Annotated in this window: 22 protein-coding genes; 6 read left to right on the forward strand and 16 right to left on the reverse strand. The window is 49.5% G+C overall.

The window, feature by feature from the left end; genetic code table 11:
• Window positions 1-183 precede the first annotated feature (183 nt).
• Together JKP77_RS01755 and JKP77_RS01760 are read left to right on the forward strand one after the other, a co-directional pair.
• Complete coding sequence (locus JKP77_RS01755; RefSeq protein WP_218309492.1) at window positions 184-816, forward strand: CPBP family intramembrane glutamic endopeptidase; 633 nt, start codon at window positions 184-186, stop codon at window positions 814-816.
• 182 nt (window positions 817-998) lie between these two features.
• A complete protein-coding gene (locus tag JKP77_RS01760; RefSeq protein WP_218309493.1) occupies window positions 999-2,051 on the forward strand; it encodes a mechanosensitive ion channel family protein in 1,053 nt (350 codons plus the stop codon).
• A gap of 134 nt (window positions 2,052-2,185) precedes the next feature.
• On the opposite strand, the gene JKP77_RS01765 is transcribed toward JKP77_RS01760, so the two are convergent.
• From JKP77_RS01765 to JKP77_RS01775, 3 genes are read right to left on the reverse strand one after another with little or no spacing between them, the layout of a single operon-like run.
• On the reverse strand, window positions 2,186-3,211 hold the full coding sequence (locus tag JKP77_RS01765) for a DUF3080 family protein (RefSeq protein ID WP_218309494.1): 1,026 nt from the start codon (window positions 3,209-3,211) through the stop codon (window positions 2,186-2,188).
• Window positions 3,198-3,944: a pteridine reductase gene (locus JKP77_RS01770; RefSeq protein ID WP_218309495.1), complete on the reverse strand. Its 747-nt coding sequence runs from the start codon at window positions 3,942-3,944 to the stop codon at window positions 3,198-3,200. Before JKP77_RS01770 ends, JKP77_RS01765 begins: the two co-directional genes overlap by 14 nt.
• Before the next feature lie 11 nt (window positions 3,945-3,955).
• A complete protein-coding gene (locus tag JKP77_RS01775; RefSeq protein ID WP_246601036.1) occupies window positions 3,956-4,834 on the reverse strand; it encodes a fructosamine kinase family protein in 879 nt (292 codons plus the stop codon).
• 313 nt (window positions 4,835-5,147) lie between these two features.
• On the opposite strand from JKP77_RS01775, the gene thrS reads away from it, so the two are divergent.
• From thrS to rplT, 4 genes are all read left to right on the forward strand, one after another.
• Window positions 5,148-7,061, forward strand: coding sequence for a threonine--tRNA ligase (gene thrS / locus JKP77_RS01780; RefSeq protein ID WP_218309496.1), 1,914 nt, complete (start codon window positions 5,148-5,150; stop codon window positions 7,059-7,061).
• Between the two features lie 81 nt (window positions 7,062-7,142).
• Complete coding sequence (gene infC / locus JKP77_RS01785) at window positions 7,143-7,682, forward strand: translation initiation factor IF-3 (RefSeq protein WP_218309644.1); 540 nt, start codon at window positions 7,143-7,145, stop codon at window positions 7,680-7,682.
• 113 nt (window positions 7,683-7,795) lie between these two features.
• The gene (gene rpmI, locus JKP77_RS01790; RefSeq protein ID WP_189403603.1) at window positions 7,796-7,993 is read left to right on the forward strand and encodes a 50S ribosomal protein L35; all 198 of its coding nucleotides are present in this window, start codon (window positions 7,796-7,798) and stop codon (window positions 7,991-7,993) included.
• A gap of 19 nt (window positions 7,994-8,012) precedes the next feature.
• Window positions 8,013-8,369, forward strand: a complete 357-nt coding sequence (gene rplT / locus JKP77_RS01795) for a 50S ribosomal protein L20 (protein WP_012518092.1) — start codon at window positions 8,013-8,015, stop codon at window positions 8,367-8,369.
• A 178-nt stretch (window positions 8,370-8,547) separates the two neighbouring features.
• Here rplT and JKP77_RS01800 read toward each other — a convergent pair whose 3' ends face one another.
• From JKP77_RS01800 to JKP77_RS01860, 13 genes are all read right to left on the reverse strand, one after another.
• Window positions 8,548-10,575: an alpha/beta hydrolase gene (locus JKP77_RS01800; RefSeq protein WP_218309497.1), complete on the reverse strand. Its 2,028-nt coding sequence runs from the start codon at window positions 10,573-10,575 to the stop codon at window positions 8,548-8,550.
• Entirely contained in the window at window positions 10,565-12,154 is a 1,590-nt protein-coding gene (locus JKP77_RS01805; RefSeq protein ID WP_218309498.1) for a glycosyltransferase family 39 protein, read from the reverse strand. Before JKP77_RS01805 ends, JKP77_RS01800 begins: the two co-directional genes overlap by 11 nt.
• Window positions 12,141-13,457: a hypothetical protein gene (locus JKP77_RS01810; RefSeq protein ID WP_218309499.1), complete on the reverse strand. Its 1,317-nt coding sequence runs from the start codon at window positions 13,455-13,457 to the stop codon at window positions 12,141-12,143. The genes JKP77_RS01805 and JKP77_RS01810 overlap by 14 nt, the downstream gene beginning before the upstream one ends.
• The gene (locus JKP77_RS01815) at window positions 13,457-14,749 is read right to left on the reverse strand and encodes a hypothetical protein (protein ID WP_218309500.1); all 1,293 of its coding nucleotides are present in this window, start codon (window positions 14,747-14,749) and stop codon (window positions 13,457-13,459) included. The genes JKP77_RS01810 and JKP77_RS01815 overlap by 1 nt, the downstream gene beginning before the upstream one ends.
• Entirely contained in the window at window positions 14,749-16,209 is a 1,461-nt protein-coding gene (locus tag JKP77_RS01820) for a flippase (protein WP_218309501.1), read from the reverse strand. The genes JKP77_RS01815 and JKP77_RS01820 overlap by 1 nt, the downstream gene beginning before the upstream one ends.
• Window positions 16,199-17,359, reverse strand: coding sequence for an efflux RND transporter periplasmic adaptor subunit (locus tag JKP77_RS01825; RefSeq protein WP_218309502.1), 1,161 nt, complete (start codon window positions 17,357-17,359; stop codon window positions 16,199-16,201). The genes JKP77_RS01820 and JKP77_RS01825 overlap by 11 nt, the downstream gene beginning before the upstream one ends.
• Entirely contained in the window at window positions 17,356-17,916 is a 561-nt protein-coding gene (locus tag JKP77_RS01830; RefSeq protein WP_218309503.1) for a metal-dependent hydrolase, read from the reverse strand. The genes JKP77_RS01825 and JKP77_RS01830 overlap by 4 nt, the downstream gene beginning before the upstream one ends.
• 103 nt (window positions 17,917-18,019) lie before the next feature.
• Window positions 18,020-19,354 (reverse strand): glycosyltransferase family 4 protein, encoded by a 1,335-nt coding sequence (locus tag JKP77_RS01835; protein WP_218309504.1) that lies wholly within the window; start codon window positions 19,352-19,354, stop codon window positions 18,020-18,022.
• A gap of 132 nt (window positions 19,355-19,486) precedes the next feature.
• Window positions 19,487-20,086 (reverse strand): serine O-acetyltransferase, encoded by a 600-nt coding sequence (locus tag JKP77_RS01840; RefSeq protein ID WP_218309505.1) that lies wholly within the window; start codon window positions 20,084-20,086, stop codon window positions 19,487-19,489.
• Window positions 20,083-20,322 carry a phosphopantetheine-binding protein gene (locus JKP77_RS01845; RefSeq protein WP_218309506.1) on the reverse strand — a complete coding sequence of 80 codons (240 nt, stop codon included), beginning with the start codon at window positions 20,320-20,322 and terminating at the stop codon, window positions 20,083-20,085. The genes JKP77_RS01840 and JKP77_RS01845 overlap by 4 nt, the downstream gene beginning before the upstream one ends.
• 26 nt (window positions 20,323-20,348) lie before the next feature.
• Window positions 20,349-20,963, reverse strand: a complete 615-nt coding sequence (locus JKP77_RS01850) for a chorismate--pyruvate lyase family protein (RefSeq protein ID WP_218309507.1) — start codon at window positions 20,961-20,963, stop codon at window positions 20,349-20,351.
• Window positions 20,964-21,003: 40 nt separating this feature from the next.
• Complete coding sequence (locus JKP77_RS01855) at window positions 21,004-22,449, reverse strand: class I adenylate-forming enzyme family protein (RefSeq protein WP_218309508.1); 1,446 nt, start codon at window positions 22,447-22,449, stop codon at window positions 21,004-21,006.
• Window positions 22,450-22,509: 60 nt separating this feature from the next.
• A complete protein-coding gene (locus JKP77_RS01860; RefSeq protein ID WP_218309509.1) occupies window positions 22,510-23,385 on the reverse strand; it encodes a glycosyltransferase family 2 protein in 876 nt (291 codons plus the stop codon).
• Between the last annotated feature and the right edge of the window lie 5 nt (window positions 23,386-23,390).

Raw genomic sequence — 23,390 nt, forward strand, 5'->3', positions numbered from 1 at the left:
CAACACTCTCCCTTTAGCGACACTCCGACGTCACTCGCTTCCTGAACGCGTGCATCCCGATTCAGGCAGAGTGCAAGCCATGTGCGCTTTACATTTATTGCCTGTTTTTTGCACATTGGCACTACACTTTCATAATGAAATTCATCTAAATGTCATATACCAGTCATGAAAGTGGAGTAGCGGGTGGCAAAACTTTGGGCAGAATTGATCGGGCTGTTTTTTCTGGCACCGGTGGCAGTCATGGTTTGGGCGAAACAGCTGGGTAGTTTTTTGATGCCTCTGCTTGGCGCTGTCGGGTTGTTATGCCTGGCATTGTTACTTGCCGATAAGCAGTTTAAGCGCATTCGCCTTTGGCATTGGGAAGCCTGGCGTCAGCATATTAATGATGCGCTTAAGTTATTTATTCCGTGGGCATGCTTATTAGCGTTGCTGGTTTATCTGGTAAAGCCCGAAATTTTTCTTCACTGGCCGCTTAACGAACCCTGGATGTGGGTAACGACATTGCTAATTTATCCGCTGGTATCGGTTATTCCTCAGGAAATTATTTTCAGAACTTACTTTTTTCATCGCTATAAACGCATATTGCCCTCGCGTTATGCGCGCTGGGCGTTAAGCACCTTTGTATTCGGTCTTGCACATCTGGTTTACGGGAACTGGATAGCGGTAGTGATCTCCTGGATTGGCGGTGGCATTTTCGGGTATCGCTACATGCAAAGTCAATCTACACCGGTAGTGGTTATCGAACACGCGCTGTGGGGGAGTTTTGTTTTCACCATCGGCTTAGGTTCCTATCTTGTGATTTCAACACCTGCCTGAGGTTGATTGGTGACACTATTAACGTCTTTTTCGCAGCGTTTTCACGCTATTGGCTACAGAACATCACTCGGCGCGGCCTAAGGATGAATTATGCTGGCGGCAATGAACCCGGTACGCTTTATAAAACGTATTGAGCACAGGTAAGTCTGGCAGGTTAACACACGGAAATTCAGGAGAGTGTTATGGAAGAGTCTACGGCGGGGGCCGTGAGCGAGCTTACGCAGGGAGTAAGTGCATTTTATGAGGCCGCACTGGCCCGGTTACCGGCATTGGGACTGGGGCTGGTTATATTGATAACGCTGGTGCTGCTGGCCGGGCCGCTATCGCGGATAATACTCCGTCCGTTCAACTATGTAACGCAAAGTGACCTTATCCGCTCAGTAAGTCGCAGAAGTGTGAGTATTTTGCTTATCCTGCTTGGCGTCTATGTTTTTCTGAAACTGGCTGGACTAACAGAGTTTGCGGTTGCGGTCATAAGCGGTACCGGGGTAATAGGACTGATCCTGGGATTTGCGTTTCGTGATATCGCTGAGAATTTTATCTCCAGTCTCTTGCTAACGGTACAGCGTCCTTTTCGACTCGGAGATGTTGTGCAAATAAACGACTTCCTGGGCGTGGTGCAAAAAGTCACTTCCAGAGCCACTACGCTGGTGGATTTCGACGGCAATCATATTCAAATTCCTAACGCGACAATTTACAAGGGCGTGATAAAAAACCTCACCGCCAACCCGAAAATGCGCGGACACTTTGTTATCGGCGTGGGCTATGACTGCGATGCCAAGGTAGCGCAGTCACTGGCCAGACAGCGTCTCGATTCTCATCCCGATGTACTGGATGATCCTGAACCGCAGGTATTGGTTCACGAGCTGGGGTCGTCCACACTGAATTTAAAAGTGTATTTCTGGGTTAATGCAGAGCAGATAAGCGTTTTAAAAATGGCCTCCGTGTTGATGCGGGATATCGTTTCGGCGTTTACGGAAGCCGGGATCAGTATGCCGGATGACGCCCGTGAAGTCATTTTTCCACAGGGAGTACCGATTATTCATAGCCCATCAGACGATGCGCCAGAAGCGAAAAAAGAAACAGTCGTACCGGCTGCATCACCCCGCACTGCCGCGTCTGATATTGACACATCGTCAGATGCCGCGCATGACGATGTGTCCAGCGAAAACGACAACATCCGCAAACAAGCTGCTGAATCCCGAGACCCAGAGGCCGGTGAAAACATACTTTGAACTAGCGCTTCATTATGCGGTGAGGGGGAGCTGTTAAGCTCTTCCCCCATTGTTTGCTTTTCGCCATGAGGCGTCAGGTCGCCATATACCGCCTGAATTCGTCATGTCGCTGCAGGCATAAGAAACCAGAAACGTTAGCTGGCGGCAGGCGCTGTCGGTGAGAGGTTGCAGCGTTTCAGAAACCGCTGCCAGAGGGTAACGTGGTCACTGACCGCTTTCTGGTACGCCGTAAATTTTAGTTCGCGCTCTTTCAGAAAGACGTTAAATGATTCGCTGAGTGAGGGATCGGTTTGCCACTGCGTGAGTACGGGTTGAATCTGATAATAGTACTGGTTGATGTTGCTGCCTACCGGCTGGATTTGCTCAATAAAAAACAAATAAAATACATTCCTTAGTATTTTAGCGTCGTCAGAAGCTCGCCCTTCAGGACAGCTCACTGCGTTTAGCGGCTCGGCCAGCGATGCGGTCAGTTCAGTCAGCGTTACCTGCAGGTAATCCTGCGTCATCCACAGCCGCGCAGGTAATCGGGAGGACTCAATTTGCTTAAGTTGCTCATCCAGCTCGTTTACAGAAAGTGAAAGCGTGCTTTTCAATTTATTAAGATAGCCAATGGCATTTACCGCCGCACCTGCATCCGGATTGAGATCTTGCTGGATCCAACCCCGTGGTAGAGTCATCGCCAGTCGCATCGCCTCAGAGGTTGTGATTAGATTAGCCCACACGGTATCCCGTTGCTGCAGCTTTTGCTGCTTCCATTCAGCCAGTTTCTCTGCCAGTTCAGGCTTCTCGTTGTTCAGCACGTCGATGCACGCATCTAATGCATTAATAAGTCGCGTTTCATAGCGAAAGCGCTGGGATGGGTGAGGGGTTCGCCCCAGTGCGGTATTACGCTCGGCGACCAGAGTGCCAATCTCGCAGTCCTGCAACGCATAAAACTCACGCAGATTGATATTCATTGACGGTACATCCACATGCAGACTTTCTCGTGAAGGAAAGTTCAGCGGCGCGGGTGAGGGCAGGGTTACTGGCGTAATATCCAGAACCCGCGTCAGTCTCGCCTGATACTCTTCAATGGAATCTGGCACATCGGGCTGGCTGCAGCCACCGAGTAACATCAGCCAGAGTACATTCCACAAAGTGAGGGGGTTATGCGCTGGCATGGGTGTAAATACTTCGCCCGCCATCCACAAACAGGATTTGGCCGGTGATGTAAGGGGCGTTGATTAAAAACAATGCCGTTTGCGCAATATCCTCGGGCGTGCCTAACCGGTTAAGCGGAATACTGTCCAGCATTTGCTTTTTATCAGCATCACTTAGCTCCCGCTCGGGCCATAGAATGGCGCCGGGACCGATACCGTTAACCCGGACTTGAGGCGCTAATTCTGCAGCCAGCGATTTTGTCAGGCTCGCCAGGCCATTTTTTGCCAGGCAATACACACTGTGCTGCTTAAGTGGCCGGGCAATGTGCATATCGACCATATTCACGATGCAACCACCGGACTGTTTCAGTGAGTCAGCCAGTGACTGTGACAGAAACAGCGGCCCCTGAAGGTTGCTGCCAACCAGCGATGTCCAGTCATCAAGCGTAATATCGCCAACCGGGGTGGGGTAAAAGGACGACGCGTTGTTAACCAGAACATCCAGTCGTTGCCAGGCTTCCTGCGCCGTTTTTGCAAGATGCTGAATATCATTGTGATTACGCAAGTCGCCTTGCACGGTAACGGCCGAATCCGGACGCTGTGCATTAAGCTTTGCTGCCAGAGAAAAAGCATCCTGTTCGGATGTGCCATAGTGGATCACCACATTGTATCCACTGGCATGCAGCGCCTGAGCAATCGCTGCACCAATACGTTTTGCTGCACCTGTTACCAGTGCAACCGGCTTGTCAGTCATGAATCGTCCCGTTAAAACTGTTTTTCCAGTGCCATGATCGCAGATTTTGCCTGCGACAAGTAGGCCCCGGTAAAAAGTAATGCGTGATTCAGTACGTGATAAAGCTGATAGAGGTTTTCTCGCGTCGGGTAGGACGCATCAAGAGGAAAAACAGCGTTATAGCCTTCATAGAAAGACGGCCCAAAGCCGCCAAATAAACGGGTCATTGAGATATCCGTCTCGCGGTCGCCCACATAAACAGCCGGATCAAACAGCACCGGGCCTTTTTTGCAAAAGCCGGCATTACCGGACCAGAGATCACCGTGAACCAGCGAAGGGGCAGGGTGGTGCGAGGAAAGGAATTGTTGAACTTTGGTCACGAAAATGTCGGCTTGGGTCAGTTTGTGACCTTTCATTGCCAGCCGCTCGAGCATGCTTCCAATGCGGTACTCAGCGTAAAATGTCGCCCAGTCGCTATGCCAGGTATTTGTCTGCACACTGGCGCCAATAAAATTGTCCGCTGACCAGCCAAATTGCGTCTGGGATACCTGATGCAGTTTGGCCAGCTGAGCACCCATGGTGTGCCAGTCTGACGGGGTGTCGATAAACCGGATATGATTCAGCACCAGATACTCGAAGCCGTCAGGTTTGTCTTCCGTGATACCATAGCAGACCACATGGGGAGTGATTACCGTGTCGGTTGATTCCAGTGCCTGCAATCCCTCCATTTCACAATGCAAGGGGCGGGTAGCATCATCTTTTCTGACTTTGACAAAAAAACGTCGGCTGTCATCGCGGATGACAAAGCACTCGTGAGTATCTCCGCCGTGCGCAGCAGTGCGCCGCTGGCAAACAAATACGTTGCCGGTGGCCTCAGAAATGTGATCGCTGATGAAATGCCACATCGTCATATGTCGTAAACTCATCTTAGTGAAGTATGGTCAATAATTCGCGCATTGCGAGCGGCATAAGATGAATTATGTTAGCTGAACATGCCGGTGTCAGTTCCGCTTTCCTGATACGCCTCGTGTTATAAAAGGTAGCATTGTTACTCAGCGCACAAAAGTGAGCATTGCAAGTCACTGTATAGCCGTTATAATCCGACTCCTGTGACAGACATTGGTATTGTCTTCACCCATCGGACACCGCCATGGTGTCTTTTTCATTTATAGATTTGATAAACAAGTGGCGCAGAGTAGGCGTCACCACTGTAAAGGAATGAACATGCCTGTAATTACTCTTCCTGACGGAAGCCAGCGCGCTTTCGACCATGCCGTCTCTGTAATGGATGTTGCCTCTGACATCGGTCCCGGTCTCGCAAAAGCGACCATCGCGGGTAAAGTGAACGGTGAACTTGTCGATGCGGTAGACCTGATCGAGCAGGACGCAGCGCTGCAAATTATTACTGCCAAGGACGAGGAAGGTCTGGAGATTATCCGCCACAGCTGTGCGCACCTGATTGGTCACGCTATCAAACAGCTATGGCCTGATGCGAAAATGGCGATTGGCCCGACTATCGACAACGGCTTCTATTATGATGTCGATATGGAGCACAGCCTGAGTCAGGAAGATTTACAAAAGCTGGAAAAGCGCATGCTGGAGCTGGCGAAAACTAACTACGACGTAGTTAAGAAAAAAGTCAGCTGGCAGGAAGCGCGGGAAACCTTTGTTGACCGTCACGAGCCATATAAAGTCGAAATCCTCGACGAAAATATCAGCCAGGACGACAAGCCCGGCCTGTATCATCACGAAGAATACACCGACATGTGTCGCGGCCCGCACGTGCCTAACATGAAGTTTTGTCATCACTTTAAACTGATGAAAGTTGCCGGTGCCTACTGGCGCGGTAACAGTGAAAACAAAATGCTGCAGCGCATTTACGGCACTGCCTGGGCTGACAAGAAACAACTGAAAGCTTACCTAAACCGTCTTGAAGAAGCGGAGAAGCGTGATCACCGTAAAATTGGTAAGACGCTGGATCTGTTTCACTGGCAGGAAGAAGCGCCGGGTATGGTGTTCTGGCATAACGACGGCTGGTCGATTTATACCGAGCTGGAAAAGTTCGTTCGTCAGATGCTGCGTAAATATCAGTATGATGAAGTGAAAGGCCCGCTGATGATGGACCGTGTGCTGTGGGAGCGTTCCGGGCACTGGGACAAATATGCTGAGAACATGTTCACGACCGAATCGGAAAAGCGGGAATATGCAATTAAGCCAATGAACTGTCCGGGTCATGTGCAAATTTTCAATCAGGGACTGAAATCTTATCGCGACCTGCCTCTGCGTATGGCTGAGTTCGGTTGTTGTCACCGTAACGAGCCGTCGGGTGCGCTTCACGGTTTAATGCGCGTGCGTGGGTTTACCCAGGATGATGCCCACATTTTCTGTACCGAAGAACAGATGATGGATGAGGTGTGTAGCTGTATCGATATGATTTACGATGCCTACAAAGCATTTGGATTTGAGAAAATTGCGGTAAAACTGTCAACCCGACCTGAAAAACGTGTCGGCAGTGATGAAATTTGGGACAAGGCCGAAAAAGCGCTGGCCGATGCACTGGACAGTAAAGGCATAGAATTCCAGTATTTGCCGGGTGAAGGTGCATTTTATGGACCCAAAATCGAATTTACCCTGTATGATTGTTTAGATCGTGCATGGCAATGCGGTACGGTTCAGGCTGATTTTTCAATGCCAGGCCGCTTAGGTTCTACCTATGTAGCTGAAGACGGCGAGCGCAAAGTGCCGGTAATGATTCACCGTGCGGTGCTGGGTTCACTGGAGCGCTTTATCGGTATTCTGACGGAAGAATATGCCGGTTTCTTCCCGCTGTGGTTAGCGCCTCAGCAGATAGTGGTGATGAATATTACCGACAGTCAGGCCGAATATGCCAACAAATGTGTACAAAAACTGCAAGAATTAGGGTTTAGAGCAAAGTCTGACTTGAGAAATGAGAAGATAGGCTTTAAAATCCGCGAGCACACCTTAAAGCGTGTTCCGTACATGTTGGTGGTCGGTGACAAAGAAAGAGATGCCGGACAAGTTTCCGTGCGCTCTCGCCGTGGTGAAGATATGGGCAGTATGCCGCTAGAAGACTTCATCGCTTTGGCTGAAAAAGAAGTTGCCGATAAAGTAATTTAAAGTTGAGCGATTTCGCTCACACAGCGCTTGCCCGGTGGGATACGGGCAGGCACGAGATTTTAGTTTTTGGAGGAATAGCACATTAAAGGCGCTAACAATAAGGCTCAGGGCAGTAAAGCCCGCATTAACGACGAAATTAAAGCCACCGAAGTTCGATTAATCGATGCTGAAGGTGAACAGGCAGGTGTTGTCTCGCTCGCTGAAGCAATTCAAACAGCAGAAGCTGCCAGCTTGGATCTGGTAGAAATCAGTCCGAATGCCGAGCCGCCAGTCTGTAAAGTTATGGACTATGGCAAATTCCTCTTCGAGAAAAGTAAAGCTCAGAAAGAGCAGAAGAAAAAACAGAAGCAAATTCAGGTCAAGGAGATTAAATTTCGCCCTGGCACTGATGAAGGCGATTACCAGGTAAAACTGCGCAACCTGCGTCGCTTTCTAGAAGGTGGTGATAAAGCCAAAGTCACAATCCGCTTCCGCGGTCGTGAAATGGCGCACCAAGAGATCGGTATCGAACTTTTGAATCGCGTTAAAGGCGATTTGGAAGACGTTGCCACTTGCGAGTCTTTCCCACGTCGTGTGGAAGGCCGTCAGATGATCATGGTGCTCGCCCCAAACAAGAAGTAGTAGTGGTCTAAAGTTTTCAGAGATTCTGCACCTTTGAAACACCCTGCTGCAAACATTAACCGGCCTACGGTGCTGCACACCCGGGTCGATATTAACAATGCGGAGTTTTAGCAATGCCTAAAATGAAAACTGTAAGCGGTGCCGCCAAACGTTTTAAGAAAACAGGTTCTGGCCGCTTTAAGAGCAAACAGTCTCACTTGCGTCACATTCTGACCAAGAAGAGTACTAAGCGTAAACGTCACCTTCGTGGCAAAAAACTGGTTCATGACGCCGATACCAAATTGGTTCAGCGCATGTTGCCTTACGTTTAAGACTTAGGGAGACTGATTAATGGCTCGAGTAAAACGCGGCACGATTGCACGTGCACGTCACAAAAAAGTCCTCAAGCAGGCAAAAGGTTATTACGGTGCTCGCTCACGCGTCTATCGCGTTGCAGTACAGGCTGTAACTAAAGCTGGTCAATATGCTTACCGTGACCGTCGTCAGCGCAAGCGTCAATTCCGCCAACTGTGGATTGCACGTATTAACGCTGCGGCACGTCAAAATGGTATGTCATACAGCCGTTTCATCAACGGTCTGAAAAAAGCGTCTGTCGAAATCGATCGTAAGATCCTTGCCGACATCGCGGTACATGACAAAGCGGCATTCAGCGCACTAGTCGAAGCGGCTAAAGGCGCATTAGCTTAATTATTAACTAATTAAGTTTAAGTTCTTTCGGGAAACGGCGAGCAGGATGCTCGCCGTTTTTCGTTTCTACGCGTAAAAAATGGATTCTTACTCTGTCTGAGTCTGCTCGCTGTATTGTTGCTTAGGTGTTTGAAAAAAATGACCGGGAAGCAACGTGCTTCCCGTCAATCCGGAAGCGTCAGTGAGCTGCGGTGACGGTCACAGCATCACTGGAGGTTTCCGGTGTGATAACGCTCTGCGGCGTTTTAAATTCTGATCCTTGGCGACGAAGTACCGACTCAAAAAAGCGAAAATTATCCAGTTCATCTGACTGGTAATACATGGCTGGCGCATGTCTGACGCCTTCAAATTCTGCATAGTCGTAAGGGATATTAAGCTCGTCCAGCAACTGAATACTGGCTTGATTGTATCGCCTTGTGCCGTCCTGCGTTCCAACCCGGATACGAATAGGCATGCCGGACGCGCGAATACGTTCAGCGTTCTCACGTAGCCAGAATGCCGGAGTATTGGTAATAAAATAGTTGAGATCGGCATCGAATACGTGACGGAAACTACTCTGATCCTGCTGTCCAGGGGGATGGGTTTCACTCAACAGTGCAGCGCCATAGATATTGACGCCGGCAAATTTGTCAGTGTATTTGGCGGCCAGCTTTAATGCGCCAAACCCACCCATGGAAAACCCTTCAAGCAGTCGTTTGTCAGCAGACTGACCAATGTTGTGGCGCTTCTCCACGGTAGGGATCAACTCATCAATGATCATCGTTTCCACTGGCATATCTGCATTTTTGGCATCGCTGTAAAAGGAGTGGCGTCCACCGTTGACAAAAACCATCGCCGTGGGGCGAATAATGCTTTGCTCGATAGCAGACTGGAGAAACCGTGTAACGTGCGTTCCCCGGCTCTCATTGCCGTTCTTGCCATGGAGCCAGTAAATAACCGGAAGCGGTGTGTCGTTTCTGCCTTCGGGTAAAAAAAGGGAATAGCCTACGTCCTGATTTATCACCTTGCTGGTGAAATGGTAGTGTTTGATGGCTGCATTCCCGGACTGCACTGGTGGATTATTCCAATAGCCCCATACCTCATCACTCTGTGCAAATGCTGTTGATGTCGCAGGGGATGGAGTATCGGCAGTTGTCATGGAGGCATTTGTAGCAATATCTGCCGAACCCACTGCGCTTGCCAGCGCCGTAAATGCACTGGTGTCTCCAAACGCCAGAAAATCACTCAGATACACTTCAAGATAATGAAAACCGTAGTGCTTTGTAAGCACTGCAATCTCGCGCAGAATGTTTTCACTGTCGCAGGGACGCTGGTTTCCATTTGCTCTGCAAGAGCGGGTATCTTTTGCTGGCCACAGAAATTGCGCTGCGGCATAGGGGCGGGCGTTGAATACCATTCTCCAGCCGTACAGCTGTTGTGTTGTTATTGGATCCGGGGTTCGGGTTGAAAGATTGTGTCGCTGCATGTAAAAGCGCTCTGGATAGGTTTGACTGGCGTAGCGATATACTCTTTCGGCAAGTGCATAGCGGTTTTGCATGAGCGATGGCGGGAGCGGACCAAACGCCATCTTCAATGCCGCGTGCCGGAAAACCCCGGCTGCGTGATCAATCAGTGTTTTGCAGGCAAAAAACAGTTTATCTTCGGAAAAAGCTGCGCGCCCCCAGCTAATGTTGTCCGGTATATTCCAGTCGTCCGTGGTGGAATTGGCGCACTGCAATGAAACAATATCGATAAGCCCTGTTTCATCAAACGCACTGGCGATCTCCGATAGCAATGTCTTTTTCGCATCAATCAGGGATGTATCCCAAAATAACGGGATCGTGATGTGCTCACCTTCGCTTTTATGAAACCGGTTTTTATTCATAAAGCTGATCTTTTGGGTGTTTTCCAGCACTCTAGCCGGAGTATTTACGCCACCATTGTTAATAACCAGGCTGACAGCTTTACCGGCATCTCTGGCACGTTTCGCCTGTGATACAAGATGTCCGAAAGCCAGCGCATTGTCCTTGCCGCTAATACTTTGCCAGTTAGCTCGAAGTACAACCCCCGTCACCCGTTTGCTGTTTAACACTGCCTCAGGAACCGGGGTTTTGGGCGGGATCAGAATATACAGGCCGGCCGGGACGGCAGCTTCAGCCTGTGTCTTAAGGACACAGCTGAACAGTAACAGCGATGCGAGAATGGCAAGAGCAAAATTACTGAACAAAGTATGGGTTCTCCCATAACATAAGTTTGGCGTCTGAGACTTCCCACATCACACTGGCGTGTTTATCAAGATACGTCATCATGATTTCACCAGCACTGCTCATAGAAGCACCTGACGGCGCAAACAAGAACCATACCCGACGGTTTTGGTGCAGCATTTCTTTTAACGTAAATTTGTCCTGAATAACCGGATTACCTATCCACTTATCAAGATAAAATGGCATGGATTCACGATAGTAGAATACGGTTGTAGAGGTTCCCTGCTGAATGTAGTAATCACCGGTCAATGGGGTATAAAACATAAATGGAAAAGGAGCCTGGATTACCACAATATCCCCTTGCTGATAGTGATGGTTAAACGCCTGATAAATACTTCTGAAGCCAAAGCCTTTTGATTCGAACGCCATTTCAAAAGGGATAAACCCGGTGCGCGTCGGGGAGTAAAATTTAAATCCCCACGCAGAGCTCAGAAACGTGGTAAGTGCAAAAAGTAAGGCGAAGTGGAGTGCGGCAAACTGACGTGCAGAAATCCGTGCTCTGGCAGCAAAATATTTGAGAGGTGACGTGGCTTCCAGCAAAGCAATCGACGAGACGATAAGAATGGCAGGAAGTACAAAATAAACGTAGCGAAGTGCGTAGTAGCCAAGCATTGTGGTAAGTAAAATAAGTGCAAAGCCGACAATCATGATCAGATACATCGCACTCCACTGTTTTCTGAGCAAATAGATCCCCAGTGCAAATGCCAGTACAAACAGCAGGTTTTCTGGTGTTGTCAGTGACTCTACGTAAAAGGTCGGGTCAAACGAATAGGCTTCGTAGGCAGGCTCAAGAAATGACACATCAGAGCGACTGGTGCCCAGTGCAACATATGGCGCGCGTAAAACAGTGCGCCACGTCAGTTGTGCCACCACGGCAACGATAATCAATAATGCGGCCAGCCACGCATGTATGGATTTCAGAAATGTCCATTTTCCCCATGTCAGTACGATAGCGGTGACGAAGAAAACCGGCAATAGAAAACCAGATCCTTCCCAGCTCAGATAAGTCAGCAGGATGCAGGCGGCAATAAGATAGAATAGCCAGGGCTTCTCATTGCCGTGCTGTAAAATACTGTGCAAAACCAAAATGGTTACCAGCGTAATGAGTTGCAACTGTGAGGGGTAGAACGCGTTGGTCCCCCAGTATATTGTCCAGGGGAGCACCGCAAACATTCCTGCTGCCAGCAAACCTGCGCGAAAACTGTGAAACCGTTCGCCCGCAAATACGATAAGCAGGGTAGTCAGCGTTGAGAAAATCAGTGCAGGAACTCTTACGGCAAATTCAGATTTCCCTAAAAAATACATTGAAGCGGCAATCGGGTAGGGCACCAGTTCATAGGTAGATATCACAAACTCGCCGTTATTTTGCATGATGGACGGATAGCCATTTTTCAACACCCCCTGTGCGAAGAGGATCATCGTTGACTCGTCCTGCGTAATAGAACGCTCATCAATAACAGACAGGCGCAGGAAAAAACCGGTTGCCAGAATGACGACAATAGCAAGCCACCTTACCCGGATATCAATGTCAGCCTGATTCATGGCAGTCTTCTCTGTCGTTAAAGGTGAACAGGGATATACACATCAGCATGGCGCAGAGCAAACCAAGGTATGGATGTAGCGGGGCCGGTAATTGCCAGCCAATACGGTGAAGAAAAATAACAAGCATCCCAAATAAGGACAGGAGTAAAGCCAGGCCTGTTACCGACAACATACTGTTTTTAACACTGTTGCCCTGCACAAAAACTTTGATCAACAGGCAGCAAAGCACAGCCAGGATAAGCGGAAATGCATTGAGCAGCAGGGTAGTAAGTTGTGCGCGTAAATTCAGCGTAGCATGCTTTACCGGTCGAAAACGTATACCCGGCGGCGAGTCAGCAAGTGTGCCATGAGGGAGTAACTTACTGTCGGCTTCCCAGTTTTCGTAGATTGATAAGTCTTCTGTAGTCTTTGCATCCAATGTATAAAGATAGCCAACCAGCGCTGCGCGGGGCTGGAAAACCTTACTTTGCAGATAAACATCCAGTCGGTTGTAACCACGGCGCAAAAATGCACTGAGATCGTGGTACTGCACCACGTTGGGGTGGCCGGCAAAAATCGCGGCAATGGTCTGGTTTACCCGTATTTCATAAGAGCCATCAATGGCGACGCCCAAATACAGTTCGTCTCCCTGCGACACAAACACTGAGCGGCTCAGCTCCAGGGCGGGATCAATGGGATCGGATGCCCAGAACCACTCGCCGGCAGCAGAGGCGGTATTGGTCGTCAGAGGTAAACCACTGATATTTATTGTTGTAGACGAGGGAAGGGATACTAATGTCGGTGACTGCCACGTATCTACGGCAGCCAGGTGCTTTCCCCATGGCCGTAAAAAATGATTCGCCTGCGCAGTGCCCGTCACTTCCCACTGCAACTGTTTAGGCGTTACTGTATTCTTACCCGGATGTTTGCTTTCCACGAAGGCGTTAAACATGGCCGGTATGTTGCGGGACTGACCCAGTATCGCGATGACCAGCGTATTAGCGCCCGGTGTGATATTGGCCGTTAAGTCAAAGCGCGACTGGATAAATTCCGGGTTCGCCGGGATCCTGCCGATTTGCTCACCATTGACAATAATTAATGCTTCATCCCGTGAACCTAGCGTCAGAAAAACTGCTTTTTCATTACGGGACACTGTGAGTCTGGTTCTGGCCAGCAGCATTTCCGTACCACCTGCCACCTGCATCCAGGGGCCTTTCGGCATTTGCCACTGCGGCTTGACGCTGTTTTGTGTCAGTATTTCACCGACATTGGATAGAAATCCGATACAAATCAGCAAGTAGATGATCAGCACCCGCCACGTCATCAGGTGCCTCCCAGGCCGCTGACAGCCCAGTAATTACGTTCGTTGTCGAAGTTTGCACACTGCAAATAGAAATGACGGGCTCGTTTAAAATACATATTGGCCACCATGGCATCGCCCAGCGTGCAGTAAAGGTTTGCGATGACAGTATCGTTTTCCAGTTCCTGGACGGCCTCTTCAAAGGAAGATATGGCAGCATGAAGCTGACCCTGCCGGGCTCTGGCATAGCCAAACAACACCCATGACGCAATGTCATCGCGAAACCAGTCATTATTGGCCAGCATGGTGGCGGCCAGGTTGTATTTTTGTTCCCGAATTGCTTCCAGTGCTTTCACACTCATAAACGTACGATAGTGACGCTGTCCAAAGTCTCTGAACATACGGTCCATGGGACTTTTCACTGGCATGTAGAGCAGCGGCGTAAGGCGGTGCTCAATTTCAGCGAATTTCGCCTTGTTCATATAGATGAAGTTTTGATCGCCCATAAAGTCATATATTACCGGGATATGCGCTACCGGCCCTGACCAGCCTGCATAGCTGACGTAAGCGCGGGCGCACAAGGTGACAAAATAATCTGAAGACGCCAGCTCAGGGTTAAATGACAGGGCGCTGCTACAATGATCCATCAGATTGACTGAGCGGCCCGCATCCATTGGGATTGTATTGATGCGGTAAGGGTCTCGGACGTAATAAAACGCAAAAATCATTATCACCACACCCCACATCGCAAGATAATAGAGCGTGGTGCGGGCGCGGCTCGCGGTCACCAGCCGGTAGGTAAGCGGAATAAACATGCCCATTATAACAAAGGCGTACCAGCCAAAGCTGAGATTTGAGGTCACCATTAATGTGCGCTCAAGAACACTGCGAACATCAAAACTGGCATTGTAGGCTGGCTGCATATTGTAGTTGTTCTGAACCTGCAGCCGAAACACCTGCTCAACTAACGCGCGCGCTCTGGCTTCGTCAAAAAAGTTAGGCAGTAATCCGGAGGTTTCGTTCGCAATAATGATTGGCCAGCACAGCGCAAGCAATACAGGAACCAGCAAAAATGGCAGGGCAGAAGGAAAGTGTAATAAGCCCAGAAGCGCGCCGGTGAGATAAAACGTCAGCACCAGCAATGGCAGAGAGTAACCGAAGAAAGACAGTTCGGCACCGGTGGGGCTGGCAGACAACGGCATGTTGAGCCAGTCCAGTTGCAGTAATAGCACCATGATCGCGAGGATGAGCAAAAACAGCACCGCTGCGCCGAGTTGCTTATACTGAATCTGGTTCGCAATTGCCAGCGTAGCCATCAGGGAATCACCTCTGTGGTAACGGTGCTGTCCGGCTTTTTCAGAAGCGTGCGGACATCATGCAGTGTGTATACCCTTAGCAGCACAACGGCTGTCAGGTAAACTGCGGCGAAACACACAGTCCCGGCTATCATCCGGGTTACCGGCCCCATATCCGGGATGCTCAGATAAGCCAGCGCTGCAAATCCGGCAGACAGCAGTATGCCTGTCACTTTCTTTCCCTGTGAGAAGGTGACACTACGTCGACGAAGCATGGTTAAGCCAGTAATCAGCACTACGGCTTCAGTGACCGCGGTGCCTATTGCCGCACCTACGTAAGTAAAAGGCAGAATCAGTGCGACCCCCAGAAGCGTGTTAAGCGCCAGGCTGATAAAAGCCAGCTTCATTAACGCTTTTTGTTCTCCCAGCGCCGCAAATGTCGGGTGCAGCAGTGCAGCAGGAATCAATGCCATAAGTGCCAGCCCCAGTACTTGTAGCGCTGGCGCTGCTTCTGCGTAAGTGCTGGTATAAAATAACGGGATCAATACGTCGGCTGACAGCCAGAACCATAGTGCAAGCGGAACTGACGCGGCAAACAGAAATACTGTGATGTGATTGAAGGCTACTGTAAAACGGCTGATATCCTGTTTCGCCAGCTGCGAAAGTCGAGGCAGCATGACGCCGCTAAATGCAATCGATGCGGTTTCAATCAGTTGCAGTACCCGATATGCGGAGCTGTAAAGTCCGACCGCAATCGCTGTCGCCAATACCGAGAGCAATAAAATGTCGAGGTGGACGGTCAGTTTTCGCAATACCAGAGACGCACCAAGCGGCAACGATTCCGTAAATATGGCCTTCCATCTGGGCCAGTGAAAGCGGAACTGAACACGGCCGTAGCGTTTGTTCACTTCTGACAACAGCCAGAGTGTCTGGATAAGGTTGGCGGCAAAATTCACTGCGCACACGGCGATTAAGCCGCCTCCGGCGGCCAGCACAGCCCATATGCCGAACGCCAGGATGGCTTTGTGCACGACACCGATAAATGCCGTAATGTGCATATCCTCGCGCGCGCGAATGGCAGCACCGAAAATCAACCCTTGCAGGGCGCTGAACCCGGCTAGCAACATAAACAAAAACGAATACAGCAATTTGCTGTCCATGCCCCAGGCGTAAAGGCTTACGCTGATAACCGTGATAATGACTACCGACAGCCCAAGTAAGCCTAAAGAGGTGAAGCCGATCTGCTCCTGTAATGCATCGGGTTGTCTGGCTATATCGCGAATAGTGATATTGACCATGCCGCCATCGGCGAACAGTTGAATGATGCTGACAACGGCAAGCAAGGTGGAAAAAATCCCGAAATCTGCGACGCCAAGATACCTTGCCATCACTACCATAGCGAGAAATACAAGCGCACCGCCGATTGCCATACCGGCAGTCACAACCAGTGAATTTTTGACCAGCTTTCGATTATTGGCCATATTGGAATGTCACATCTCTGGGATCGATAGCGTTCACTAAATCGCCATCAATCAAATCTAACTGACCTGCTACTACCACGCGATCGCCATCTGCGAGGCCACTGCTAATGCCAACAAAACCGCTGGCCCGCTGCCCCACTGAGACATTCACCAGCGTGGCGGTATCTCCTTCTACTTTAAACACCTGAGCCTGGTCCTGATTCTGGTTCAGCAAGGCGACTGCCGGTATGCGCAACACTTCCTCTGTAGAAGTAAAGCGGATAAAGCCAGTCATATTGGCCTGAACAACCAGTTCCTTGTTATCCATCGTGAAATACCAGTTAAGGTTATCTATTTGCTCCTGATCAGGATTCAGTGGCGCCTCCTGTAAGAAGTGCCCTGAAAATACGTAGCCATCAAGGCCCTTAAGCACCACTTCGCCTTCATCACGATTCGCCATCAGGAACTGGTAGTCGGTAGTATCGAAGACGCAGTTGGCAATCATTGGATTGACTACAGTAATGGTTGCGACGGTTTGATTAAGACGGGCTACTTCTCCCTGTGCGGCAATGATATCGACACGCCCGGTGACCGGAGAAAAAATATCCGTTTTTTCCAGCTCAACCTGAGCCAGTTGCAGGTCTTCATCTGCGGTGGCACGTTCCCGCTCGGTCTGTATCAGATCGATAAACGCGCGGCGGTAGTCAATTTCCAGCGACTGTCCACTGGCGCGGTTTTCACGGTAATAGTCCACCAGGCTGGCGCGCTCTTTAATCTCTTCATTAAGCCAGCGGATCTGATCTTTTGCTTTGGACAGGTTTGCTTCAATCTGTCGTTTATCCAGCTCCAGCAGCTTCTGGCCTTTTTCCACTATGTCGCCTGCTTCAAAGTAGCTTTCACGGATGAGAATGTCATTGATTGCACTGGCCAGTTCTACACTTTTACTGGGTTGCGTATTACAGCTTCCCACTATCAATGGCTGAATAGGGGCGACATTCGCTTCGTAAATACTGACTGGCAGCGCCTGTCCGGCTTTACGGGCCGAGTCGGCATCAACAATGTTGGCATGACGCCGCATCTCACGAAGCAGGAAGAACGCCATTGCCAGCAAAATCAGAATGATAGTGGCGGGGACCATGACCTTGACAGTAAACTTCATAAACGACTTCACTGGTTAATCTCCTTTTTACTCAATGACACGCCCAGGTCTGATTTTCTTGAAATGTAGAACAGCGTGATGCCAATCAGCGGCAGGTATATAGCAATATCGATAACGGCATTTCTTATATTTCGCTCGCTTAACCAGTTATCGTGATATACCCCCTGAAATAAGGTCACAGGGAAGCCGAACTTTTCACGGGAAAACGGTAGCAGCGCAGGGATGCCGTAGGAGTCATTAAGACCAGGATCCAGTCCGGTGAGTGCATCAATCAGCAAGTGGCTGGCAATAAGTGCTGTGGAAAGCAACGCTACCTTATGTCCCCACACCGCGGCGATAAGCAGCCCGGCAAGTACGCAAAACAACAGACTATGCGTATGTTTGTAATGCCACCTGACATCACCAAAAATCAGATAGGAAGGGATGATGTCGAAATCCGGCAAACAGGCCAGAAACATGGCGAGAAGCACCCATAGCCAGACTGACGGTTTAACATCAATCCAGCCTCTGGCCAGCGGAATTGCCAGTAGTATGACGCCTGCACAGGCATGAACAAGCGGTGTTGCCATTATCTGACTCTCCGCTGAACGTAACGCGATGCCAGGGCGTCAGTCTGATCTGACGGATGGACACTGATCAATGATGAGCTAATGCTGATGGAAATCATAAAATTCACTCATATTGGGGGAATGTCAGTACACCGTTTTTTAGGAAGGGATCTGTTGTTGCCAGCTCCGCGCCTTCAACAAATTCAGGAATGTAAGATTTTTTTACCACGCCTTTTAGCCGTGACGGGTCAATATCGCCGACTTCGACCAGTTGCCGGTAAATTTCAATGGTGCCGAGCGCGATAGCATCCCAGTCAAAATTGCCTGAAATGGTCTCGTAGGCTCGCCGGCCAAGCGCTGTTGCCAGCGGCGGATTGCTGAGTAACAGCAGCATACCCGCGGCAAAATCGTTGATGTCTTCGCCTTGCGCGACATAGCCGTTGTAGCCATGGCACAAGGCTTTTGCACTTCCGGCGAAACTCACAATGGGTTTACCGGCAGCCATATAGTTGAGTAACTTTATGGGGTAGCCGGGACACGACGTGCGCGGACTCACGGTAATGGTCGCAGCATCCAGAAAGTCGGGGATTTGTGGAAAGCTGACGTTATCGACAATGATCATCGACGCTTTTGCGCCGTGCTTTTCAGCTAACGCCATCAAATCGGTTTTGGCCTTGTCATTGTTCACATTGCAGGCGATGACGAGCCTGGCTGCAGGTATTGATGTGGCAACTATGCCCATGGCCTTGACTAGCAAATCGACCCGCTGAAAGCCCTCAATAGCGCCCGTATAAAGAATAATAGGCGTATCTGGCGACAGATTCAGCTGATCATAAATGACTTGTTTGTTTCCGTCGGCGAACAATGCCGGATCTACCCCGGGCGGGATAACAAAGACTTTTCTGGCTCTGATACCCATATCGTCCACCAGGTACGATTTCAGTTCGTCTGAAAGCACCATAGATGCATCTGCCATACGCGGTACGGTGTAATCCAGGCATTTCCCGAAAAAGCGGAAAAACCATTTGGGTTTCAGTACGCTGTAGGTGGGAAGTTCATCTGCCATGCTGTTAATGCCGTTGTAGACTAATGGCTTGCGGGTTACCAGTTTGGCAACCCATCCGGCAATGTTGGCTTCGTAATTGTGAGCATGGATAATGTCGATATCATGCTCGCGAATGACCTCAATGAGCTTACCAATAAGGAGGTAATCGTATACTACCCGCGATTTACTCGGACCAATCGTGATTTTATCGTCTTTGAAACGCGTTGATTCAACCCGGTGTATATGAAGACCTTCTACGGAAAGCCCTTTTTCGTACTGCGGGTAAGTGACTACATGTATGTCATGTCCTTGTTTACGTAAGAACAGGGACAATTCCCGAATGGCGCCTGGCGTTCCGTGATTTGCAGGGAACGGACAGGATGCCACCATCGCAATTTTCAGTTTCTTTTGCATAGCGTCGTCTCGCGCAACAGTGTTAAATAATAGGTGGTGAAAAGGACATACCTGTCACAACAGGGCGAGGTAAGGGAACGTCATCACAACGTGTCAGTGGCTGATAGTCAGTCCCTTAACCTTCAGCAGGCATTACCAGTGATCTCCCACGCCATCCAGCTTCTCCTGGATCCAGGTGGTTTCCTTTGACACCACCCGGGCAGGAACGCCAACAACGGTGCAGCCATCCGGCACATCGTTCATAACCAGTGAATTGGCGCCTACGACGACATTGTTGCCAATTTTGACGTCACCCAGTATTTTCGCGCCGGCACCCAGAAACACATTGCTCCCGATTTTGGGGGGCCGTCCACCCTGACCGCGCAAATGCCCTATGGTGACGTTCTGAAACACGAAAAGGTTGTCTCCCGCAGTCGTTGGCGGTATGAAAATCCCGGAAAAGTTATGAATAGCAAAGCCTTTGCCCATCTTGAACGCAGAGGGAATGTAGATACCAAACCCCAGCACAATGACCGATTTCGCCATGATGTATATAAGGCGTAGCAACTGTTTAATAATGGGGACGCGCACATGGCGCGTCCAATGTCCGAAACGATATACAACAACAGCCAGAGTGCCTGGTTCCAGCCACACCCGGATGTTCTTATTGAACGACGTATCGTTTTTTAAAAACCAGTGTTTCTTCAGATCGATATCCGATTTCACCAGTGACAGAAATTCTTTAAATGTCATTCGCATTTCATCACTCCCGATACAAATGTGTTGAGTGAGTCAATGGAGTGGAACGTGTCCGGCTCCAAATCCTGGTCGCTGATACTGATATCAAACACATTTTCCATTTCCGCGATCAGCGTGATCCGGTTAATGGAGTCCAGCTCAAGGGGAGAAGAGGTTTCCACGTTGGAAAAATCTTCTCCTTTGATCTGTCCCACTGTTGACTTCAGCATTTCCAAAACATTAAGTGCCATGGTATTTCCCCTTCTCGTTGTAGCGGTTATTCAAATAAAGCTTTTGGAAAACGTTCGGTAATCAGAATGGCTGGCTGTCCGCCAAGGACGATGCGATAGGTGCGAAATAACACATTGAGTTTTTGCATCTTGTCGGTGCCTTCCTGATAGTGAAATGTTGGAAATTTTTCTAAGCCGATTTCCAGCACTTCCCGATAGGATTCCATCCCTGAATCTCGGATCAGCATGCCAATACCAATTTCGCCGCGCAGCAGACGTTGCCTGAAAAAGGCAGGAATAATGCGTGGGCGAATGATTGAGAACGCCGTGGCATAAACCTGATGACTGTTTGCGCCCTGCAATTTAACCTCACGGGTAAGGACGTCTTCACCGTGACTGACTTTCAGCCAGGGCACATCGTACTCGGCTTTTCGTAATCCCTGATCTGTCGGCACAACATTCACTGGTTCCCAGAAATAGGCCTCCAGGCTTTTGGTAACCGTGCCATCTGTCACCAGCAATGTGCGCAGAAAAGGGGGAACGTCTTCCATGGGAAGTTTGCTCTCCTGGCCTCTTTGCGGAATAGACCAGTCTTTTACAAACCCCTCTTTTTTAAACAGGGTTTGTTCGTTTTTTGGCTTGCAGTAGTAAGGTTCAATCATTGTTAACACTCCGGTTGAGCGGCTAACCTGAACAGCGAAATCAGAGGTATTTTCTAAGCACTTTGCCTAACGGGCTTTTGGGTATAGCCTGTAAGAACACGATTTGCTTAGGTACCTTGTATTCAACAAGTTTCCCTTTGATAAATTGATATAAATCGTCGGTGGTGATCTGCCTGTCTGGAAGCAGTACGACGTAAGCGACGACCTGTTCTCCATAAACTTCATGTGGTTTTGCTACTACTACAGACTCTTCAATCAATGCGTGGCTGTTAAGCAGACTTTCTACTTCTAACGGGTCCACTTTATTACCTGCCACGTTGATAAGGAGTTTTTTGCGACCCGTAACGCTGATACCAAGCTCATTGCGAACTCCGAGGTCGCCGGTACAGAACCATCCGCCAACAAAATTTTCTTTTGTGGCTTCAGGCATACCGTCGTATTGATGCGTCATGGCCGGGCTGCGGACCCAGATTTCTCCCTCCTGATCATCGGCGAGGAGGTTGCCGTCTTCGCCTCTTATTTCCAGTTCGACACAGGGAATGGGAAAGCCGACCGTCGTCGCATTGTTAACGTCCGGCGCGGTATTGCAGCAGATGACGCCGGTTTCACTGCTGCCGTATATTTGTCCGATATATTTGCCGGTCTTTTGATAAAAATCGTTAACGATTTTCGGTGACAGAGGCGCGCCTGCAGAAAAGCAGTGTCTGAGTGAAGAGAGATCCGGTGGCGTTCTGAAGTTCGCCAGCGCCATGATCTGATACATAAAAGGAACAGCGGGATAGAGTGTAATGCGATGATCCGCGAGTGCCTGCAATGTCTTGCGGCCATTAAACTCGTTAGTTAACAGAATACAGGTAGCACCGCTAAGCAGTGCCATCAGTAAACCATTGGAAAAGCCGTGAGAGTGATAAAGGGGTAATGTACACAACACATTGTCGTTTGCTGAGGCGCTTAGTAATGCTGACATATCATCGTATTCGTCAAGCAGGGCATGCTGAGTTCGAAAAACCCGCTTTGACTTTCCGGTTGAACCGGAAGAATACAAGTACATGCCTCCCTTATCGCAGGGAGAGGCAGTGCTGACTGTTTGGGCGTGCGATAACGCGTTTTCGTCTAACCATGGGATAGCATGGTTGAAAACATACTCACTGACATCGGATAACGAGCGGGGGCCGCAAACCAGCTTTACATCGGCATGATCCAGGTAATACTGAATTTCTTCCGGTTGATAACTGTTGTTCAGTGGCAGCAGTACTGCGCCTGCACTAAACGTCGCCAGCGCAAAAACAATAAAGTCATAACCATTAGAAAACATAACCGCAACACACTGCTCGGGTTGCACACCAGCCTGGTTAAGCAGTTCACGGGCTTTGTTCACATCCGTGTGCAGTGTGGCATACGTATACGGGACGTCATCGATAACCAGTGCAGTAGCAGTACCTGCCTCCTGCGCGATTTTTTCAAAGCGGTTGCCCAGAGAATCCATTTTCCTGTCCTTTTGTTACAGATAGTGAGTCGCAGCCCCTGCAGGGCAGAGGCGTCACGGTTACTGAGACAACTTTTTATTCACAGCCAAATCCATCGCAGAGGCTTGTGGTTTACGAAGCTTGCTGTACATTTCAAACAGCTCGCGGAAGGCTTTAAAAATAACTTTGATGTTAGCGCCCGTTTGTTCACCGACTTCCCTTGAATAGTGGTTTACAGGCACCTCTTTTATGGTCATCTGGTTCATTTTGGCGCGCGCCAGAATTTCGGTATTTATCATGGCGCCTACTGATTCCAGCTTATAGCCTTCAAAAACATGCTTGTGGAAAAGCTTAAACGCACAATCAATATCTCTGACTTTTACGCCAAGCACCGTTTTCACCAGCATGCCCCAGCCCCAGGCATTCATTTTCCTGATAAAGGGGTCGGCGCGTTTGGCACGATACCCGGTAACAATGTCGTGATGATCAATCCAGTCCAGCAGCAGCTCAATTTCATCCAGATCAAACTGTAAGTCTGAGTCAGAGAAAAAGATGAGTTCGTGCTGAGCCGACTCAATCCCGGTGCGAAGCGCTGCGCCGTACCCCCGGTTTTTAGCATGATGCTTGGCTACCACCTGTGGCGTTTTCTCAGCGATGGCATCCAGTCGCTCACACGTCTCGTCGGTACTGCCATCGTCGACAACGATAATTTCTACCTGGTCAAAAAAGCGTTCGAAAGATTTCAGTGCTGCATCGACAGCACGCTGGACGTTGTCCTGCTCGTTAAACGCCGGAAACACAACAGAGATCCCCTTATAAGGTTTTCCGGTATCCGAGAACGCAATGCGTTCTTTCATTCTTGCTGAGTATTCAAAACTGCGTGGCTCAGCAGAGGTAGTGGCGGATCCTTTAACCTTAAAATCCGCGTGCTTTGAGTGGTTTTTACGGTATTCCATAAAAT

Source organism: Alteromonas antoniana, assembly GCF_019249295.1.
In the GTDB taxonomy this organism is placed as follows: domain Bacteria; phylum Pseudomonadota; class Gammaproteobacteria; order Enterobacterales; family Alteromonadaceae; genus Alteromonas; species Alteromonas antoniana.

What these genes read in the sequence shown, in the direction of transcription:
- JKP77_RS01760 (WP_218309493.1), top strand. Translation starts at nt 999, where the DNA reads ATGGAAGAGTCTACGGCGGGGGCCGTGAGCGAGCTTACGCAGGGAGTA.
- JKP77_RS01835 (WP_218309504.1), bottom strand. Translation starts at nt 19,354, where the DNA reads ATGCAAAAGAAACTGAAAATTGCGATGGTGGCATCCTGTCCGTTCCCT.
- rpmI (WP_189403603.1), top strand. Translation starts at nt 7,796, where the DNA reads ATGCCTAAAATGAAAACTGTAAGCGGTGCCGCCAAACGTTTTAAGAAA.
- JKP77_RS01775 (WP_246601036.1), bottom strand. Translation starts at nt 4,834, where the DNA reads ATGACGATGTGGCATTTCATCAGCGATCACATTTCTGAGGCCACCGGC.
- JKP77_RS01770 (WP_218309495.1), bottom strand. Translation starts at nt 3,944, where the DNA reads ATGACTGACAAGCCGGTTGCACTGGTAACAGGTGCAGCAAAACGTATT.
- JKP77_RS01830 (WP_218309503.1), bottom strand. Translation starts at nt 17,916, where the DNA reads ATGGCAACACCGCTTGTTCATGCCTGTGCAGGCGTCATACTACTGGCA.
- JKP77_RS01805 (WP_218309498.1), bottom strand. Translation starts at nt 12,154, where the DNA reads ATGAATCAGGCTGACATTGATATCCGGGTAAGGTGGCTTGCTATTGTC.
- thrS (WP_218309496.1), top strand. Translation starts at nt 5,148, where the DNA reads ATGCCTGTAATTACTCTTCCTGACGGAAGCCAGCGCGCTTTCGACCAT.
- JKP77_RS01855 (WP_218309508.1), bottom strand. Translation starts at nt 22,449, where the DNA reads ATGGATTCTCTGGGCAACCGCTTTGAAAAAATCGCGCAGGAGGCAGGT.
- JKP77_RS01850 (WP_218309507.1), bottom strand. Translation starts at nt 20,963, where the DNA reads ATGATTGAACCTTACTACTGCAAGCCAAAAAACGAACAAACCCTGTTT.
- JKP77_RS01815 (WP_218309500.1), bottom strand. Translation starts at nt 14,749, where the DNA reads ATGGCTACGCTGGCAATTGCGAACCAGATTCAGTATAAGCAACTCGGC.
- JKP77_RS01810 (WP_218309499.1), bottom strand. Translation starts at nt 13,457, where the DNA reads ATGACGTGGCGGGTGCTGATCATCTACTTGCTGATTTGTATCGGATTT.
- JKP77_RS01860 (WP_218309509.1), bottom strand. Translation starts at nt 23,385, where the DNA reads ATGGAATACCGTAAAAACCACTCAAAGCACGCGGATTTTAAGGTTAAA.
- JKP77_RS01765 (WP_218309494.1), bottom strand. Translation starts at nt 3,211, where the DNA reads ATGCCAGCGCATAACCCCCTCACTTTGTGGAATGTACTCTGGCTGATG.
- JKP77_RS01820 (WP_218309501.1), bottom strand. Translation starts at nt 16,209, where the DNA reads ATGGCCAATAATCGAAAGCTGGTCAAAAATTCACTGGTTGTGACTGCC.
- rplT (WP_012518092.1), top strand. Translation starts at nt 8,013, where the DNA reads ATGGCTCGAGTAAAACGCGGCACGATTGCACGTGCACGTCACAAAAAA.
- JKP77_RS01845 (WP_218309506.1), bottom strand. Translation starts at nt 20,322, where the DNA reads ATGGCACTTAATGTTTTGGAAATGCTGAAGTCAACAGTGGGACAGATC.
- JKP77_RS01840 (WP_218309505.1), bottom strand. Translation starts at nt 20,086, where the DNA reads ATGACATTTAAAGAATTTCTGTCACTGGTGAAATCGGATATCGATCTG.